This is a genomic window from Actinomadura sp. NPDC023710 (assembly GCF_040639875.1).
In the GTDB taxonomy this organism is placed as follows: domain Bacteria; phylum Actinomycetota; class Actinomycetes; order Streptosporangiales; family Streptosporangiaceae; genus Spirillospora; species Spirillospora citrea.
On sequence record NZ_JBFAGB010000014.1, the window covers coordinates 81,249 to 97,274 of the forward strand.

Here is a 16,026-nt window from a genome sequence, read left to right on the forward strand (position 1 = left end):
CGCCCGTGACGGCGTCCAGCATCTGAGAGGCTCCTCGCGGAGGTGGCGATGAGGAGAGCCGGTTCGGAAGGGGCCGAGACCAGGCGGGCGCTGCTGGCCCAGGCGCGGGCGTCCGCCCAGCTGGGGTCGCCGATGTACGCCGAACTGCTCACGCGGGCGGCGGACGATCCGGGCAAGGTCGTGACGGGTGTGCTCGGGGAGCGCACGGAGACCGGATACATCCTGGGCATGCTGGGGACGGTGCACCGGCTCGTCCTTGAGGGACGGGTGCCGGACCTGGCCGCGCACTACCCGACCGCCGGCGGGACGGAGGACCCGCTGCAGGCCTGGCCCGCGTTCCGGGACGTGCTGGCCGGGCACGCGGCCGAGATCCGCGACGGCCTCCTCGACCCGCCGCAGACCAACGAGGTCGGGCGGTCGGCGCCGCTCGTCGGCGGGCTCCTCACGATCGCCGACGCCTGCCGTCCCACGCGCACCCCGGCGCCCTCCCCGCCGGTCAGGCTGCTGGAGATCGGGGCCAGCGCGGGCCTGAACCTGCGCGCCGACCGGTTCCGGTTCCTGCACGAGAGCGGCGCGTACGGGCCGGAGTCGCCGGTCGTCCTGCCGGACGCCTGGCGGGGCCTTCCCCCGGTGGGCGCGCCGCTCGCCATCGCCGAGCGGCGGGGATGCGACCCGAACCCGCTGGACACGACCTCGCCCGCCGGGCGGCAGCGGCTCCTGTCGTACGTGTGGCCCGACCAGGCGGCGCGGGTGGCGCGGCTGCGGGCGGCGTTCGAGGTCGCCGCGCGGGTACCCGCGACGGTCGTGAAGGCGGGCGCGGCGGACTTCCTGGAAGGGCTGGCCCCCGAGCAGGGCGTCGCCACGGTCGTGTGGCACTCGACGATGCGCGCGTACATGTCGCGGGACGAGGCCGCGCGCGTCGACCGGAGCATCGAGCGGGCCGGGGCGGCGGCCACCCCCGACGCACCCGTGGCGCACCTGTCGTTCGAGGGGCGCGACGCCTCACGGCTGGACGTCCTGCACGTCGTGACGCTGCGGCTGTGGCCGGGCGGGGAGCCGGTGATCCTCGGCGAGGGCCCGTCCCACGGCCTCCCCACCACCTGGTTCTAAGCCGCTACGCCCTCGTCCCCGGCGTCAGGATCGGCCGAGGGCTCGGTCGATCGCGACCCGCACGGGGGACGTCGGGGGAAGCGGCCCCGCCGGGTGGAGGGGCGGCTGTGCCATGAACCGGGGGACGGCGCCCCGGTGCGCCTGCGCGGCGTGCACCAGGAACGGGTGGCACAGGTACACGTCGCCCGCCTGCCCCGTGGCGAAGGTGAGCGGGCGGTGCTCGGTCGCGGGGACGGCCCTGCCCGCCAGGTCGATGAACGTGAGGCCCGCCTCCCCCGCGGGCTCCAGGATCGGCGGGACGTCCAGATGGGAGCCGACGCGGATGCGGGTCGGCCCGTCGTCCTCCCCCACGTCGGAGAACAGGAACAGCATCAGCAGCGCGCGGCCCTTCGACGCGGCGTTCACCCGGTAGGACATGAAGTCGGCCGGGTCGTCGCCGGGGAAGCTCGCGTCGATGTGCCAGCCGTCGTCGCCGGGCGGCTGGTCGCTGGGAAACCGCACCGGGAACGTGCCGAGGCCGCCGCGCGGCAGCCAGGCGTCCTTCCCGACGACGGCGTCGAACGCGGCACGCAGTGCGCCGGTGTTCACGGCGGCCCGGAACGGCTCCTCGGTGTGGTCGCCGAGCCGCACGACCGGACGCGTCCACGTCGCGGGGTCGTCGGGGTCGCAGCCGGTGTCGCGCCACAGGATGTCACGGCACTCGGCGGCCAGCTCCCGGGGGAACGCCTGCTCCACCCGGACGTAACCGTCGGCGAGGAAGGCGTCAACGTCGATCATGGCGCCAGCGTCGCAGAGCGGCCGCGGCGGACGCCAGCGGTTTACCGCGCCCCCGGGCCCGCCCGCGTGGAGGGCTACCTGCGCAGCACGTTCAGCTCGATGCCGCCGACGATCCGGCCGCGCAGCAGCTCCGCGAGGCGGTCGGAGACCCGCTGGACGGTGCCGCGCTCGTCGTGCCCGGGGACGACGGCGAAGCGGACGGCGATCTCCGCGGAGGTGCCCTCGACGACGCGGACCCCGCTGACGGAGGGGTCGGAGCCGAACGCGGCCTCGACCGCGGCGAGGATGTCGGGGTCCTCGTGGGGCGGCGGAACGGCGCGGCCGTCGGCGAGCAGGTGCAGGCGCAACCCGTCCACGGCGAACGGGACAGGGCCCGCCACGTCCACGACCAGGGCGTCCGCGCCCTCGTCGAGGGCGGCGCGGCAGGCGTCGCCGGCCCGCACCGCGACCGGGCGTGCGTCGGCGCGCCAGGCCTTCATCGTCTCGGCGCAGGTGAAGCCGAGCACGCCGCGCCGCCCGTCGTCGCCGATCAGGGTGGGCAGCGCCATGTCGCTCGACTTCTCCCGCCGCAGCTCGCCGGGGGCGGCCGGCTCCTCCTCGGTGAGGACGGCGACGATCGGCACCAGCAGCCGCGCGCCCTGAAGCCGCCGCAGCACCGTGTGGACGCCGACGCGGCCGGACGCGTACCCGGCGAGCGCCTCGCACAACCGGGGATCGGCGCTTCCGTCGTCCCCGGGGAACTGTGGTTCGGGAATGGTCAGTCCGGACACGCCAGGAAGGCTATAACCTCCGGCGGCCACAAGGGGCTACTCCATGGATACTCTCCGCGTCTCCGGCGCCCTCAGCCGAGGTCGGCGATGGCCGCGACGGTGCCGCCGCCGGACGGCCCCTGGTGCACCGCCGCGACCGACACGAACACCGCCGGGTCGCCGGTGACGGACGCGGCGACACCGCCGACGCACGCCTTGATCTGCCGGTGCCAGTGCACGTCGGAGTCGTCCAGCATGATGTTGCGGCGGCCCCGGACCGAGCCGCCCGGGTCGGCCTCGCACTTGATGAACACGTTGACGAGCCGGTCGCCGAGGTCGGACGTGCGGGGCCGTTCGGGCAGGTCCAGGCCCGTCGACCGGACGGCGTCCCAGATCCCGTCGGCGTCGAGCGCGTCCTTCATCACACCGTGCCCGGCGCGGTACCGGCCGCCGACGCCGCGCACGTTGCCGACGACCACGATCTGCGCCCGGTCCAGCTCCACGCCGGACGAGCACGACGCCACCGACGAGTACAGCGCCAGGTCCTTGTGGATCTGCTCGGCCGACGGCGCCTCGATCTCGCCGAGCGCGACGGCGATGCCGAGCGCGGTCGTGGAGTTGGAGATGTCCATCGACTTGAGGGTGTCCTCGGTGACCACGTCGCGGCCGCGGGTCTTCGCGTCGTTGATCGTGTCGAGGGTGAGCAGCGGCGTCTTGGTCTGCACGTAGTGGACGTCGGCCGGATCGTCGATTCCGGCGGCCTTCATGGCCTCGCGGACGCCGGCGGCGACGGTCTCCACCATCGCGGGACGGCCGATGTCCTCGGGCAGGATGACCTCGCTCATCGCGACGCCGACCGACAGCCGCGGCTCGTCAGAGGCGGGGACGCGGGCGGGATCGGCGGTCGCGAAGACGGTCGCGTGCGGGCTGAGCACCCCGTCCGTGCCGCCCGACCACACCAGCGGGACCCGCGCCACCTCGTCCGCCGTCCGGGTGCCCTTGGCGAGGAGCACCTCGCGGAACGCCCGGTCGGCCAGCAGCCGCGTGTAGTCGTTCACGCCGCCGTTGCCCTCGGTCTTGCCGACGACGGCCAGGACCCGGTCGGCCTCCAGGACGCCGTCGTCGATCAGCCGGGCCAGCCCGGACGCGTCGGTCACGCTCTCGATGGGGATCTTGCGGACTTCGATCGGATCGGGCACCGTCATCGCTCCTCACCTGCTGTGTTGATCCGTCCCTACCCGGGGTCAGCTCTCGACGACCGTCCCGGCCTCGCCGTGCGCGGCGTCGCCCAGCCGGGCCAGCGAGGCGATCGCCGCCCGCCGCCCGCCGCCCGCGACGAACCGCCGCACCGCCTCGACCTTCGGCCCCATGCTGCCGCCGGCGAAGTGCCCGGCGGCGGCCAGCCCGGTCAGCTCCGCGACCGTCGTGCGGTGCAGCGGGCGGGCCTGCGGCGTCCCGAACCCGGTCATGGCGTTCTCCACGTCCGTGACGATCACGAGGGTGGTCGCCTCCAGGCGGCGGGCCAGCAGCTGCGCGGCCAGGTCCTTGTCGACGACGGCCTCGACGCCCCGCAGCGCCCCGTCCGCCCGGACCACGGGCACTCCCCCGCCGCCCGCGGCGACCACGACGTGCCCGGCCTCCAGCAGCACGGCCGCCGCGTCGGCGTCCAGGATCTCCTGCGGCTCGGGTGAGGCGACGACGCGCCGCCAGCCCCGGGCGCCGAACCGCTTCCACACCTGGCCGAGCGCCATCGATCGGCGGGCCTCGGCTTCGGGGAAGTAGCGGCCGATCGGCTTGGCGGGGGCCGCGAAGCCCGGGTCGGAGGCGTCCACGAGCGTCCGCGTCACCACCGTCGACACCGGGCGGGCGGCGCCCCGCGCGGCCAGCGCCCGCTCCAGCGCATTCATGATCATCACACCGACGGTGGCCTGGGTCTGCGCGCCGCACCAGTCCAGCGGGACGGGCGGCACCACGCCCGCCGCCAGCTGGTTCTTGATCAGCAGGTTCCCGACCTGCGGGCCGTTCCCGTGCGTGAGCGCGACCCGCGCGCCCGCCGCGGCCAGGTCCGCCACCCGCGTCATCGCGGCCTCGATCGCGGCCGCCTGCGCGTCCGGGGTGGCGCTGCCGTCCGGCGCGGTCATGGCGTTGCCGCCGAGGGCGATCAGGATCCGCTCGCCGCCGAGCGTCCCGCCGTGTCCTCCTGCATGGCCCCAGGTCACGGGACGGACGCTAACCCGCGCGGCGGTCGCCGCTCACGGGCGAATTCCGCCTAACGAACGCCGTTTCTTCGGCAAGTTCCGGCGGTTCTCCACGGCGCCCGCACCGCGCGGATCCCTCAGCGCAGGCGCGCCAGGCGACTCACGGCCTCGTCGATGACCTCGTCCTTCTTGCAGAACGCGAACCGGACGAAGTGGGCGCCCGCCTCGGCGTGGTCGTAGAACACCTGGCTCGGGATCGCCACGACGCCCGCCTTCTCCGGCAGGGCCCGGGCCAGCTCCCTTCCGTCGGTGAAGCCGAGCGGGCGGATGTCGGCCTGCACGAAGTAGGTGCCCTGCGGACGGCAGGTCGTGAAGCCGGCCGCCTCAAGGCCCGTGATGAGCCGGTCCCGCTTGGCCTGGAGCGACTTGCGCAGCTCCTCCACCCACGGGATCTCGTTGCGCAGCGCGTACGCGGCGGCGCGCTGGTAGGGGGCGCTGACCGCGTAGGTGAGGAACTGCTTCACGGTCTGGACGGCCCGGATGTAGGGGGCGGGCGCCGTCACCCACCCGGTCTTCCAGCCGGTGACGGAGAACGACTTGCCCGCGGACGACACCGACACCGTCCGCTCGCGCATGCCGTCGAGCGTCGCCAGCGGGATGTGCTCGGTCTCGTCGAACGTCAGGTACTCGTACACCTCGTCGGTGATCGCCACCAGGTCGCGCTCCCGGCAGACGTCCGCGATGGTCTCCAGCTCGTCGCGCGTGAACACGGTGCCGGCCGGGTTGTGCGGCGAGTTCACCAGGATCGCCCGGGTGCGCGGGCCGACGGCGGCGCGCAGCTCGCCCGGGTCGAAGGTGAAGCGCCCCTCCACCGGGCGCAGCGTGACGGGCCTGCGCACCGCCCCGGCGAGCGCGATCACGGCCGCGTAGGAGTCGTAGTACGGCTCGAACACGACGACCTCGTCGCCCGGCCCCGCCAGCGACAGCACGGACGCGGCGATCCCCTCGGTGGCCCCGACCGTCACGAACACCTCGGTCGCCGGATCGAACGACAGCCCGTACCGCTCCAGCCGCTGCGCCGCCACCGCCTCCCGGAGTTCGGGCAGTCCGGGACCGGGCGGGTACTGGTTGGCCCCCGACCGGATGGCCTCGATCGCGACGTCCAGCATGGGTTGCGGACCATGGGAATCGGGAAATCCCTGGCCGAGGTTGATCGATCCCGTCGAGACGGCCAGTGCGGACATCTCAGCAAAGATGGTCTCGCCGAATCCCCGCATGCGCTCGACCAGTGGCTCACTCACACAGCAAGGTTAAACGCCCGCCGTCCCCGCACACGCGGGGAGCATCGTGTCGGGGGATCCCACGGTGCTCGGAGCGCGGTCAGATCCAGCCCATGTCGATCGCGGCGCGGGCGGCGCGGATGCGGGTGGGTTCGCCCATCTTCGCCATGGCGGTGGACAGGTAGTTGCGGACGGTGCCCTCCGACAGGTGCAGGTCGGCCGCGATGCGGGCGGTCTCGGCGCCCGCCCCGGCGAGGCGGAGGACGTCGCGCTCCCGCTCGGAGAGCGGGTTGTCCCCCGCGGCCATCGCGCTGGCGGCCAGCTCGGCGTCCAGGTACCGGCCGCCTCCGTGGATCTTGCGGATGGCGCTGGCGAGCTCGTCGGTGGGAGCGTCCTTGGCGACGAAGCCGCGGACCCCGGCGGACATGGCGCGGCGCAGGTAGCCCGGACGGCCGAAGCTGGTGAGGATGCACACCGCGCAGCGGGCGCCGGAGGCGTGCAGCTCCTCGGCGACGGCGAGGCCGTCCGCGCCCGGCATCTCGATGTCGAGGACGGCCACGTCCGGCGCGTGCGCGGCGACCGCGGCGGCGACCTCGTCGCCGCGGCCGACCTCGGCGACGACCTTCAGATCGGGCTCCAGCCCGAGGAGGGCGGCGACGGCGCCGCGGATGAGGTGCTCGTCGTCGGCGAGCAGGACGCGGATCACGCCGGCCTCCCGGCCGGGAGCACCTGACCGGCGTCCGTCCCGGTCCCGCCCTGACCGCTTCCCAGCGGGCCGCCGCCGACCGGCCCGTCCACGGGCGGGAGCGGGACGGCGGCGCGCAGCAGGAACCCGTCGCGGCCGTGCCGGCCCGCGGTGATCTCGCCGCCGAGCACGGCGACGCGTTCGGTGAGGCCGGTCAGGCCCGAGCCCGCGGCGGTCTCGGCGCCGCGGACGCCGTCGTTGCGCACCTCCAGGACCACGGAGTCACCGTGGAGTGCGTCGCCGGGAGCGGAGTCGCGGTACACGCCGAGGCTGATCGCGCAGTTCCTCGCCTCGCTGTGCTTGATGACGTTGGTGGCGCCCTCGCGGATCACCCAGGCGAGCACCGAGCGGACCTCCGGCGGCAGCCCGTCCGGCAGGCGGCCGATCTCGCAGCGCACCCCGGCGGCCTCCAGCACGGCCCGGACCCCGGCCAGTTCGGCGTCCAGCTCCACGGCCCGGTAGCCGCGGACGGCGGCGCGGACCTCCCGGAGGGCCTCCCTGGCGGCGCGCTGGACGTCGGCCATCTCGGCCCCCGCCCGGTCGGGGTCGTCGCGCACCGTCCGCCTGGCCAGCTCGCTCTTCACCGCGATGAGGGACAGGCTGTGGCCGAGCAGATCGTGCAGGTCCCGGGAGAAGCGGAGCCGCTCCTCGGTGACCGCGAGACGGGCGAGGGCGTCGCGGGCCTCGTACGCCTCCTGGTGCAGCTCCCACATGCGCCGCTGGTACCGGTTGACGAACACGACGAACCCGCAGACCGCGGTGTACAGCGCGCACAGCACCGGGAAGATCTCGTACCAGTGGGCGTCGCCCTCGGGGTACAGGCGCCCCGCGGCGACCGTGGCGACCACCCCGCAGTACGCCCCGGTGCCAGCGCACAGCGCGACGATCCGTCCCCGCCCCATCGGCGCCAGCACCACCGCCGAGACCCAGAAGACGGGGATGACGCTGAACCACGGGCCGGTGAGCATCATCAGGCTCAACGCGGCGGCGACGACGCCACTGCCCACGACGTTGCGCCTGGACACGGCGCCTTCGAGGCCCGCCCGCACGAGACGCGCGTAGCACCAGGCGAGCACCGCGAGCCCCGCGACGACCGCGACGAGGACGGGCACGCCCACGTCGCCGTTGGTGTAGGCGTCTTCGAGCCCGTACAGGCCCGGCAGGATGAAGCCCACGGCGGCGAACATGAACGAGCGGTACGTCACCCGCCGATACCGCTCCAGCTTGCGGGCGGCCTGTTCCTCGATGTCCGCCGTGGTCGCGACCGCCATGTCCTTGTTCCTCCTCGCATCGCACTGTAACGCCGGGCCCGCGATGATTCAGGCGCGGCGCGGCTCCCACCGGAACCAGCGGGCGGCCAGCAGGCGGCCGAACGCGCCCCAGAAGGCCAGGACGAGGAACGGCCGCACGCAGGTGAGCCAGCCCTCGGCGAGGCCGACGGACGGGTGGCCGGGGCGGTGCACGAAGTCCTGGCCGAAGTACCCCGTCCGGACGATCTCCACGACCGGGCTGAGCGGCACCCAGCGGCAGGCCTCCCGGACCCAGCCGGGCAGGCCGTCCATCGGGAACATCACGCCGGCCCCGAGCATGCAGCCGAACATGATCGGCAGGACGGTGAGCTGCGCCAGCTCCGCGTTCGGGGTGATCCCCGAGACGGCGAACGCCAGCGTCGCGAACACGGCGGCGCCGCCCGCGAGCCCCGCCAGCACCAGGACGGGGTCGGCGGGGATCCCGCCGCCCATCGCGGCGCCGAGCAGGACCAGCAGCGCGAGGGCCTGCACCGCGTACAGCGCGGTCGCGGTGAGCACGCTGCCCGCGGTGATCTCCGCGTCCGACAGGGCGGTGCCGCGCAGCCGCTTGAGCGTGCGGTCCTCGCGGCGGGCGGTGAGCACGTTGACGAGGTTCATGAAGACGGCGAAGACCAGGAAGAACCCCAGGTGGCCGGTGCCCTGCAGGAGGGCGCCGTCCACGCCGTCGATCTTCTCGCCGCGGACCGGGACGAGCATGGCCGCGAACAGGACCGGCAGGCCGGCGGCGGTGAACAGGGCCGTCCGGTTGCGCCAGAGCAGGGTGAGGTCGAGCCGGGCGACGCGCAGTACGGCGGCGGCGTTCACCGAGGGGATGTTCACCAGGGGGAGGCTCATCGGGAGGCTCCTTCGGCGGTGCGCAGGAAGACGTCTTCGAGGGAGGCGCTGCGCGCCCGCAGGCCGTCCAGGCGGACGCCCTCCTCGTCGGCCCAGCGCAGCAGCTCGTAGAGCCCCGCCTGGAGCCCGGGGTCCTCGCCGCCGCGGGAGGGCAGGGCGTAGGACGCGACGGCGCGTCCGCCCTCCAGGCGGACGTCGGCGCGGGTGCCCCGCAGAGGGGGCAGTTCGGCGACCTGGAGGCGCCCGGGCAGCCGGAAGTCGATGCGGTCGCCGTGCCCGGCGACGACGTCGGCGACCGTGCCGGACGCCTCGATCCGGCCGCGGTGCAGGATCGCGAGCCGGTCGGCGAGGTGCTCGGCCTCCTCCAGGTAGTGGGTGGTGAGGAGCACGGCCGTGCCGCCGGCCACCACCTCCCTGACGATGTCCCAGGTCGCGCGCCGGGCCTCGGGGTCCATGCCGCTCGTCGGCTCGTCCAGGAACAGGACGTCGGGCCTGCCGAGCAGGGCCAGCGCGAGGTCGAGGCGGCGCTTCTGGCCGCCGGACAGCTGCCGCACCCGCACCCCCGCCTTCTCGGTGAGGCCCGCCATGGCGACGGCCTCGTCGCGGTCGCGCGCGGAGGGGGTGAAGCCGCGCCAGTGCTCGACGGTCTCGGCGACGGTGAGGTCGGCGAAGAAGCCGCCGTCCTGCAGCATGATGCCCATGCGCGGGCGGACCTTGCGGCGCTCCCGGTGCGGGTCGTGGCCGAGGACCCGGACCGTGCCCTCGTGGACGGTCCGGTGCCCCTCCAGCGTTTCGAGGGTGGTGGTCTTGCCCGCGCCGTTGGTGCCGAGCAGGGCGAACAGCTCCCCCGGCGCGACGTCGAACGAGATCCCGGCGACGGCCTCGAAGTCCCCGTACCGCTGCCGGAGGCCGTCGACGCGGATGGCTGGGTTGGTCTCCATGCCTCCAGCGTCGCGACCGCGGGGGCGCCCCGGTAGAAGCGCGTGTCACCGGTTCCGGCGGCGCGCCGTCAGGCGATCGGCGTGACAGGTGTCATGGCCTTCGCGGCGGCTCAGCCCGCGACGCTGACGACGTGCCCGATGGTGGACGGGTCGCCGGTGACGTCGAGGAGCGCGGTGGCCAGATCGGTGCGGGCGATGGACGCGCCGCCGAGGACATTGCGGTCCAGCGCCCTGCGGTAGCGGCCGTTGCCGGGGCCGTCGGTGAGGCGCGGCGGGCGGACGATCGTCCAGGCGAGGCCGCAGTCGCGGGTGAGGGCCTCGGCGGCGCGCATGTCGGCGAACGCGTGCTTGAGGAGCGGGCCCAGGACCAGCGGCTTGACCACGAACCGGGTGAGCGGGTCGTCGCCCGGCCCGGCGTGGAGCCCGGACGCGCTGGTCAGCACGAACCGCTCGGCCCCGGCCGCCCGCAGGGCCGCGATGATGCTGCCCGTGCTGGTCGCGCAGACGCTGGTCGGACGGCGGCCGTCGCGGGTGCCGATCGCGGTGACGACGGCGTCGCGGCCCTTGACCGCCTCCTCGATCGCGGCCGGGTCCATGACGTCGGCCCGGACCACGTCGGCGCAGGCGCGGATCTCGCCGGGCAGGGCGGCCGGGTCGCGGACGACGGCGGTCACCTCGTGCCCGGCGTCCAGCGCGCGCCGGACGACCTGGACGCCGGTGCCGCCGGTCGCCCCGAACACCGTGAGCCTCATCGTGTCCTCCTGGAGATCGGTGGGGAGAAGGGGGTGAGTGAGTACTTACTAACCCCTATGGTGGTGAGCGTTCACTCACCTGTCAAGGGGGCCTCATTGAGCGCGCGCGAACGGATCCTGGACGCCGCGGCGGACATCATGCGGCGCCACGGGGTCGCCCGCGCCACCACCAAGGAGATCGCGAAGGCGGCCGGCTACTCCGAGGCGCTGCTCTACAAGCACTTCCGCGACAAGGACGAGCTGATGCTGAGCGTCCTGAAGGAGCGCATGCCGCCGTTCACCTCGATGGGCGTCCCGGGTGAGGGCACCGTCGAGTCGAACCTCGTCAAGATCGTGCACGGCGCGCTGGACTTCTACCGGCGGTCGTTCCCGATGATGGTCTCGATGGCGGCGCAGCCGCGGCTGCTGCACGCGACCCGCGAGTCGCTGCGCAGGTACGGCGCGGGCCCGCACGAGCCGGTGCGCGCCCTGGCCCGCTACCTGGACGCCGAACGCGACCTCGGCCGGGTCGCCCCGTCCGCCGACACGCAGGCCGCGGCGGCCCTGCTGATGGGCGCGTGCTTCCAGCAGGGCTTCCTGCTCTACTTCGCGAAAGGAGACGACGCTCCCGGCCATCCCGAGCCGTTCGCCCGCGACCTGGTCCGGCCCGTCCTCGCCGAGCTCCTCCCCTAGAGCTCGCTCAGGCGGGTCTTGACGACCTTGCCCATGGCGTTGCGGGGCAGGGAGCCGACCAGGTGGACGACGCGGGGCCGCTTGTGCACCGACAGGCGCTCGGCCACGAAGTCGATGAGCGCCTTCTCGCCCACCCCGTCGGCGACGACGTAGGCGGTGACCTGCTCACCGAGGTCGTCGTGCGGCGTGCCGACGACGGCGGCCTCCCGCACGGCGGGGTGGGCGAGCAGCGCGTTCTCGATCTCGCCGGCGCCGATCCGGTAGCCGCCGCTCTTGATGAGGTCGGTGGACGCCCGCCCGACGATCCGGTGCCAGCCGTCCGGGCCGATCGTGGCGATGTCGCCGGTGCGGAACCAGCCGTCCGGCGTGAACGACTTCGCGGTCGCCTCGGGCCGGTTGAGGTACCCCTTGAACAGCAGCGGCGCTCGGACGTGCAGTTCGCCGGGCGTCTCCCCGTCCGAGGGGACGGCCGAGCCGTCCTCGGCGGCGAGGCGGGTCCGGACGCCGTGCAGCGGCGTGCCGACGTGGCCGGGGCGCCGGTCGCCCTCCGCGCGGGCGCTGATCGTGATGAGGGTCTCGGTCATGCCGTACCGCTCGACCGGGCGGTGCCCGGTGAGGGCCGAGAGCCGCTCGAAGACGGGCACGGGCAGCGGCGCGCTGCCGGAGACGAGCAGCCGCGCGCCGCGCAGGGCCTCGGCGGTGGACGGGTCCGCCGCCGTCCTCGACCAGACGGTGGGGACGCCGAAGAACAGGCTGCCGCCGTCGTCCCGCGCCGCCGCCGCGTACAGCTCCGGCTTGGGGCGCCCGGTGTGGACGAGGGGCGAACCGACCCGCAGGGGTCCGAGCACGCCGAGGACGAGCCCGTGCACGTGGAACAGCGGAAGCCCGTGGACCAGGACGTCGCCGGGCGTCCAGGCCCATGCCTCGGCGAGGGCGTCGAGCCCGGCGGCGATGGCGCTCCGCGAGATCAGCACGCCCTTCGGCGCGCCCGTCGTCCCGCTCGTGTAGAGGATCAGGGCCGTCGCGTCGGCGGGGACCTCGCCGTTTCCGCCGTTCCCGCCGTCTCCATGGCGCGGCAGCCAGTCGACCGGGAGGAGGGGCGGCTCGCTCGGGGAGACCTTCGCCCCTCCGTCCGCGAGAAGCATGCTCGCGCCGGAGTCTGCGAGGATGTGCGCGCGTTCGGCGGGCCCGGAGTCGGGCGGCACCGGCACCACGGGGACGCCCGCGAGGAGGCCGCCCACGACCGCGACGACCGTCTCCAGGGACGCCGTGGCGATCACGGCGACCGCGTCCGCGCCCCGGATCTCCGCGGCGACGGCGGACGCCCAGCCGAACAGCTCGTCGCGTGGCAGCTCACGTCCGGCGATCCGCACCGGGCCGCCCGTCCCGCCGAGCAGGTCCATCACTCGCCCCTCTCCTCGTTCTCCCGTTCCTGGAGCCACGCCATGACCGCGCCGGTGTGCTCGCCGAGCAGCGGCGGCGCGGTGTGCCCGCGCGGCGGCGCGCCGTCGAAGCGCAGCGGCGGCCCCGGCAGCTCGATGGGACCGAGCTGCGGGTGGTCCACCTCGACGACCAGGCCCTGCGAGCGGGTCTGCTCCCACTCGTACACCTCGTCGATCGACCGGATCGCCCCGGCCGGGACGCCCGCCTCGCCGAACCGCGCGAGCCAGGCGTCGCGCGTGTCGGTTGCGAGGACCCGCTCGATGTCGGCGGTCAGCTCGGCACGCCGGCCCGCGCGGTCGGGGATCGTCGCGTAGCGGGCGTCGTCCGGGTCCAGGCCGACGATCGGCGCGAACCTGCGCCACAGGTTCTGGTTCGCGACGCCGATCTGGAGCTGCCCGTCCTTGCAGCGGAACGTCCCGTACGGGGCGATGGACGGGTGGTCGTTGCCGACCGACTCGGGGACCTCCCGGGCGACGGTCCAGCGCGTCCCCTGGAACATGTGGGCGCCGACCACCGACGCCAGCAGCGAGGTGCGGACGACGGTCCCGCGCCCGGTGCGGGTCCGCTCGTACAGGGCGGCCAGCACGCCCGCGACGCCGTTGCCCGCGGCGAGGATGTCGGCGATCGACAAACCGACCTTGCTCGGCGTGCCGGGCGGCCCCGTCACGCTCATGACGCCCGCCTCGCCCTGCATGATCGCGTCATAGCCGGGCCGTCCGCCCTCGGGCCCGTCATGCCCGAACCCGGTGATGGACAGGACGATCAGGGCCGGGTTCAGCTCGTGCAGCCGCTCCACCGGGAAGCCGAGCCGGTCGAGCACGCCGGCCCGGAAGTTCTCCACCAGCACGTCGGCCTGCCGGACGAGCCGGGTGAGGACGTCCCGGCCCTCGTCCGACTTCAGGTCGAGGGCGATCGACTCCTTGTTCCGGTTGATCGACAGGTAGTAGGTGCTGACCCGGTCCTCCCCCGCGAACGGCGGGCCCCAGCCCCGGGTCTCGTCGCCGGTGCCGGGCTGCTCGACCTTGATCACGCGGGCGCCGAGGTCGGCGAGGGCCATCGTGGCCTGCGGGCCCGCCACGACGCGGCTGAGGTCGACGATCACGACGCCTTCGAGCGGTCCGGGCAAAGGACGTTCTCCTTCTGGGGGCTCCTGGGGGACCGTCTGGAGGGGCGGCTCCTTCGGGGGGCCGGTACCTGGAAGTATGCCGTCCGTGTCGCAGTCCGCCGCGTCCTACCCCGGTGGGGCCCGTTCCAGCGTGACCTACCCCGCGCTCGCCGCGCGGCTGCTCGCGCTGCCGCCGTCCTGCGGCCCGGTGCGGATCGTCGCCGTGGACGGCCCGAGCGGCGCGGGCAAGTCCACGTTCGCGGGCCACCTGGCCGAGGTCCTGGTCGGCGCCCCGGTGGTCCGGTCGGACGACTTCCGGGTGCCGTGGGACGCGGACCCGCTCACCTGGTGGCGCCCCCTGCGGCACGCGGTGCTCGGCCCGCTGCGGGACGGGCGCCCCGTCGTGCTGCGCCGCTACGACTGGCACCACGACCGCTACGGCCCCGAGGAGAGCGTCCCGCCCGCACCCGTCCTGATCGTCGAGGGCGTCGGCTCCGCCTGGGCGAAGGCGCCCGCCGCCTACCGGATCTGGATCGACGCACCGTACGACCTGCGCCGCGCCCGCGCCCTCGACCGGGACGGCCCCGAGTACGCCGGGGCCTGGGAGGACTGGGCCGTCCGCGAGCAGGCCCACTTCACCGCCGACGCCACCGTCGACCGCTGCGACCTCCTCGTGGACGGCACCACCTTCACCCCGTACCGCTTCGGGGTCCTCCCCCGGAACGCCGGCCGACCGGTCCCCGGGGCCTAGAGGAAACGGCGGATGGGCGTGATCGACATTTCCTTGGCGCGCTGCCTCACCGAACGCCGGGCCCACCGCGCATGGTCGACCCGCCGGCTGCGGGCGAGGTCCTCGTCGAAATGGGCGTCCAGGGTCGCGGTCAGATCCTGGTCGATCACGGCGAGCATGACCTCCTCGTCATGATCCATCGACCGCCGGTTGAAGTTCGTGGACCCGATGAGCGAGACCATTCCGTCCATGGTGAGGATTTTCGTGTGCAGCATCGACGGCTGGAACTGGTGAATGCGCACACCGCACTTCAAAAGGTCCTCGTAATGGCGCTGACTCGCCAGGCGGCTCACGCGCTTGTCGGCGTGCGGGCCGGGGAGGAGCATTTCCACCTCGACACCGCGGGCGACGGTCCTGCACAGCAGATCGACGAAGTAGTCGTCGGGGGCGAAATAGGCGGAGGCGAGCCGCAGCCGCCGCTCGGCCAACTGCAGGACGACGCGGAGAAGGGTCTGCATGTCCTGCCAGCCGACGCTGGCCGACCCTCGCACCACCTGCACCACGGCGTCACCGGCCGGTTCATGGCCGATGAAACGGTCGCGGTCGTCGAACAGCGTGTCGTGGCACTCGGCCCAGTTCTGCGCGAACGCTGCCGCGATCCCGTCCACCGCGGGCCCGCGGACCCGGAAATGGCTGTCGCGCCACTCGCTCTCGTCTCGGGCGTCACCGCCCCATTCCTCCGCGATGCCGACCCCGCCGGTGAAGGCCACCTGCTCGTCCACCACCAGCACCTTGCGGTGGCAGCGGTGGTTCTGCTTGAACGGCGACACGTACACGGGCTTGCGGAACCAGGCGACCGTCACGCCCGCCCGCTCCATCCGCTCCACCAGGTCCTTCTCGATCTGCCAGGCGCCGATGCCGTCCAGGAGCAACCGGACCCGCACCCCGTCGCGGGCGCGCTCCGACAGCGCGTCGGCGAACCGGTGCGCGATGTCCCCGCGCCAGTACACGTAGGTCATCATGTCGATGGTGCTCCGCGCCCCGGCGATCTCCTCCAGCATCCGGGGAAAGATCTCATCTCCGTTGCGCAGGGGCGTCACCGCATTGCCCTCCGTCGCCGCCACGCCGATCAGCCGCTCCAGGGCGCGGCGGATCCGGTGCGCGCGGTCATCGGAAGGAGAGGAGAGCAGGTCGTCTCCGGGGGGCGTCGGCTCCTGCTGCGACACGGTCATCTGCTGTCTTCTCCTCACGCCAAGGCCGACGATCGACGGACTGGTGCCGCCACACCGAAAGCACGAAAGTGATCGCCGCTCGGCCGGGATGCGTCCCCCCGGATTCGCATTTCATGCCGCCGTGCCGTGGGTGTGAGTGAATCGACAT

16 protein-coding genes are annotated in these 16,026 nt (G+C 74.0%); 3 read left to right on the plus strand and 13 right to left on the minus strand.

What is annotated here, in order from left to right; translation table 11 throughout:
* The first annotated feature begins 48 nt into the window (after positions 1-48).
* A complete protein-coding gene (locus AB0H37_RS18085) occupies positions 49-1,110 on the plus strand; it encodes a DUF2332 domain-containing protein (RefSeq protein WP_360613840.1) in 1,062 nt (353 codons plus the stop codon).
* 24 nt (positions 1,111-1,134) lie between these two features.
* Here the strand turns inward: AB0H37_RS18085 and AB0H37_RS18090 are convergent, their stop codons facing one another.
* The 10 genes from AB0H37_RS18090 to AB0H37_RS18135 all read right to left on the minus strand — a co-directional run bounded on the left by AB0H37_RS18090 (position 1,135) and on the right by AB0H37_RS18135 (position 10,696).
* Entirely contained in the window at positions 1,135-1,887 is a 753-nt protein-coding gene (locus tag AB0H37_RS18090; protein WP_360613842.1) for a phytanoyl-CoA dioxygenase family protein, read from the minus strand.
* Between the two features lie 74 nt (positions 1,888-1,961).
* Positions 1,962-2,657: an SseB family protein gene (locus tag AB0H37_RS18095; protein ID WP_360613844.1), complete on the minus strand. Its 696-nt coding sequence runs from the start codon at positions 2,655-2,657 to the stop codon at positions 1,962-1,964.
* Positions 2,658-2,728: 71 nt separating this feature from the next.
* Positions 2,729-3,841, minus strand: a complete 1,113-nt coding sequence (locus AB0H37_RS18100) for a ring-opening amidohydrolase (protein WP_329093138.1) — start codon at positions 3,839-3,841, stop codon at positions 2,729-2,731.
* A gap of 39 nt (positions 3,842-3,880) precedes the next feature.
* Complete coding sequence (locus AB0H37_RS18105; RefSeq protein WP_360613846.1) at positions 3,881-4,855, minus strand: carbamate kinase; 975 nt, start codon at positions 4,853-4,855, stop codon at positions 3,881-3,883.
* Between the two features lie 116 nt (positions 4,856-4,971).
* Positions 4,972-6,135, minus strand: a complete 1,164-nt coding sequence (locus AB0H37_RS18110; protein ID WP_329093142.1) for a pyridoxal phosphate-dependent aminotransferase — start codon at positions 6,133-6,135, stop codon at positions 4,972-4,974.
* 79 nt (positions 6,136-6,214) lie between these two features.
* Positions 6,215-6,820: a response regulator transcription factor gene (locus tag AB0H37_RS18115; protein WP_179833854.1), complete on the minus strand. Its 606-nt coding sequence runs from the start codon at positions 6,818-6,820 to the stop codon at positions 6,215-6,217.
* The gene (locus AB0H37_RS18120) at positions 6,817-8,130 is read right to left on the minus strand and encodes a sensor histidine kinase (protein ID WP_360613849.1); all 1,314 of its coding nucleotides are present in this window, start codon (positions 8,128-8,130) and stop codon (positions 6,817-6,819) included. Before AB0H37_RS18120 ends, AB0H37_RS18115 begins: the two co-directional genes overlap by 4 nt.
* 48 nt (positions 8,131-8,178) lie before the next feature.
* Positions 8,179-9,003 (minus strand): ABC transporter permease, encoded by an 825-nt coding sequence (locus tag AB0H37_RS18125; RefSeq protein ID WP_360613851.1) that lies wholly within the window; start codon positions 9,001-9,003, stop codon positions 8,179-8,181.
* Positions 9,000-9,944: an ABC transporter ATP-binding protein gene (locus AB0H37_RS18130; RefSeq protein WP_360613853.1), complete on the minus strand. Its 945-nt coding sequence runs from the start codon at positions 9,942-9,944 to the stop codon at positions 9,000-9,002. Before AB0H37_RS18130 ends, AB0H37_RS18125 begins: the two co-directional genes overlap by 4 nt.
* A 110-nt stretch (positions 9,945-10,054) precedes the next feature.
* A complete protein-coding gene (locus AB0H37_RS18135; RefSeq protein ID WP_329093151.1) occupies positions 10,055-10,696 on the minus strand; it encodes an NAD(P)H-binding protein in 642 nt (213 codons plus the stop codon).
* Positions 10,697-10,792: 96 nt separating this feature from the next.
* Here AB0H37_RS18135 and AB0H37_RS18140 point away from each other — a divergent pair, with 96 nt between their 5' ends.
* The gene (locus tag AB0H37_RS18140; protein ID WP_360613855.1) at positions 10,793-11,368 is read left to right on the plus strand and encodes a helix-turn-helix domain-containing protein; all 576 of its coding nucleotides are present in this window, start codon (positions 10,793-10,795) and stop codon (positions 11,366-11,368) included.
* On the opposite strand, the gene AB0H37_RS18145 is transcribed toward AB0H37_RS18140, so the two are convergent.
* Both AB0H37_RS18145 and AB0H37_RS18150 read right to left on the minus strand, forming a co-directional pair.
* Entirely contained in the window at positions 11,365-12,771 is a 1,407-nt protein-coding gene (locus tag AB0H37_RS18145) for an acyl-CoA synthetase (protein ID WP_360613983.1), read from the minus strand. The genes AB0H37_RS18140 and AB0H37_RS18145 overlap by 4 nt on opposite strands.
* Entirely contained in the window at positions 12,771-13,937 is a 1,167-nt protein-coding gene (locus AB0H37_RS18150; RefSeq protein ID WP_360613857.1) for a CoA transferase, read from the minus strand. The genes AB0H37_RS18145 and AB0H37_RS18150 overlap by 1 nt, the downstream gene beginning before the upstream one ends.
* Positions 13,938-14,022: 85 nt before the next feature.
* Here AB0H37_RS18150 and AB0H37_RS18155 point away from each other — a divergent pair, with 85 nt between their 5' ends.
* Positions 14,023-14,667: a hypothetical protein gene (locus AB0H37_RS18155; RefSeq protein WP_360613859.1), complete on the plus strand. Its 645-nt coding sequence runs from the start codon at positions 14,023-14,025 to the stop codon at positions 14,665-14,667.
* Here the strand turns inward: AB0H37_RS18155 and AB0H37_RS18160 are convergent.
* A complete protein-coding gene (locus AB0H37_RS18160) occupies positions 14,664-15,878 on the minus strand; it encodes a phospholipase D-like domain-containing protein (RefSeq protein ID WP_329093161.1) in 1,215 nt (404 codons plus the stop codon). The two genes, AB0H37_RS18155 and AB0H37_RS18160, sit on opposite strands and share 4 nt — an antisense overlap.
* Between the last annotated feature and the right edge of the window lie 148 nt (positions 15,879-16,026).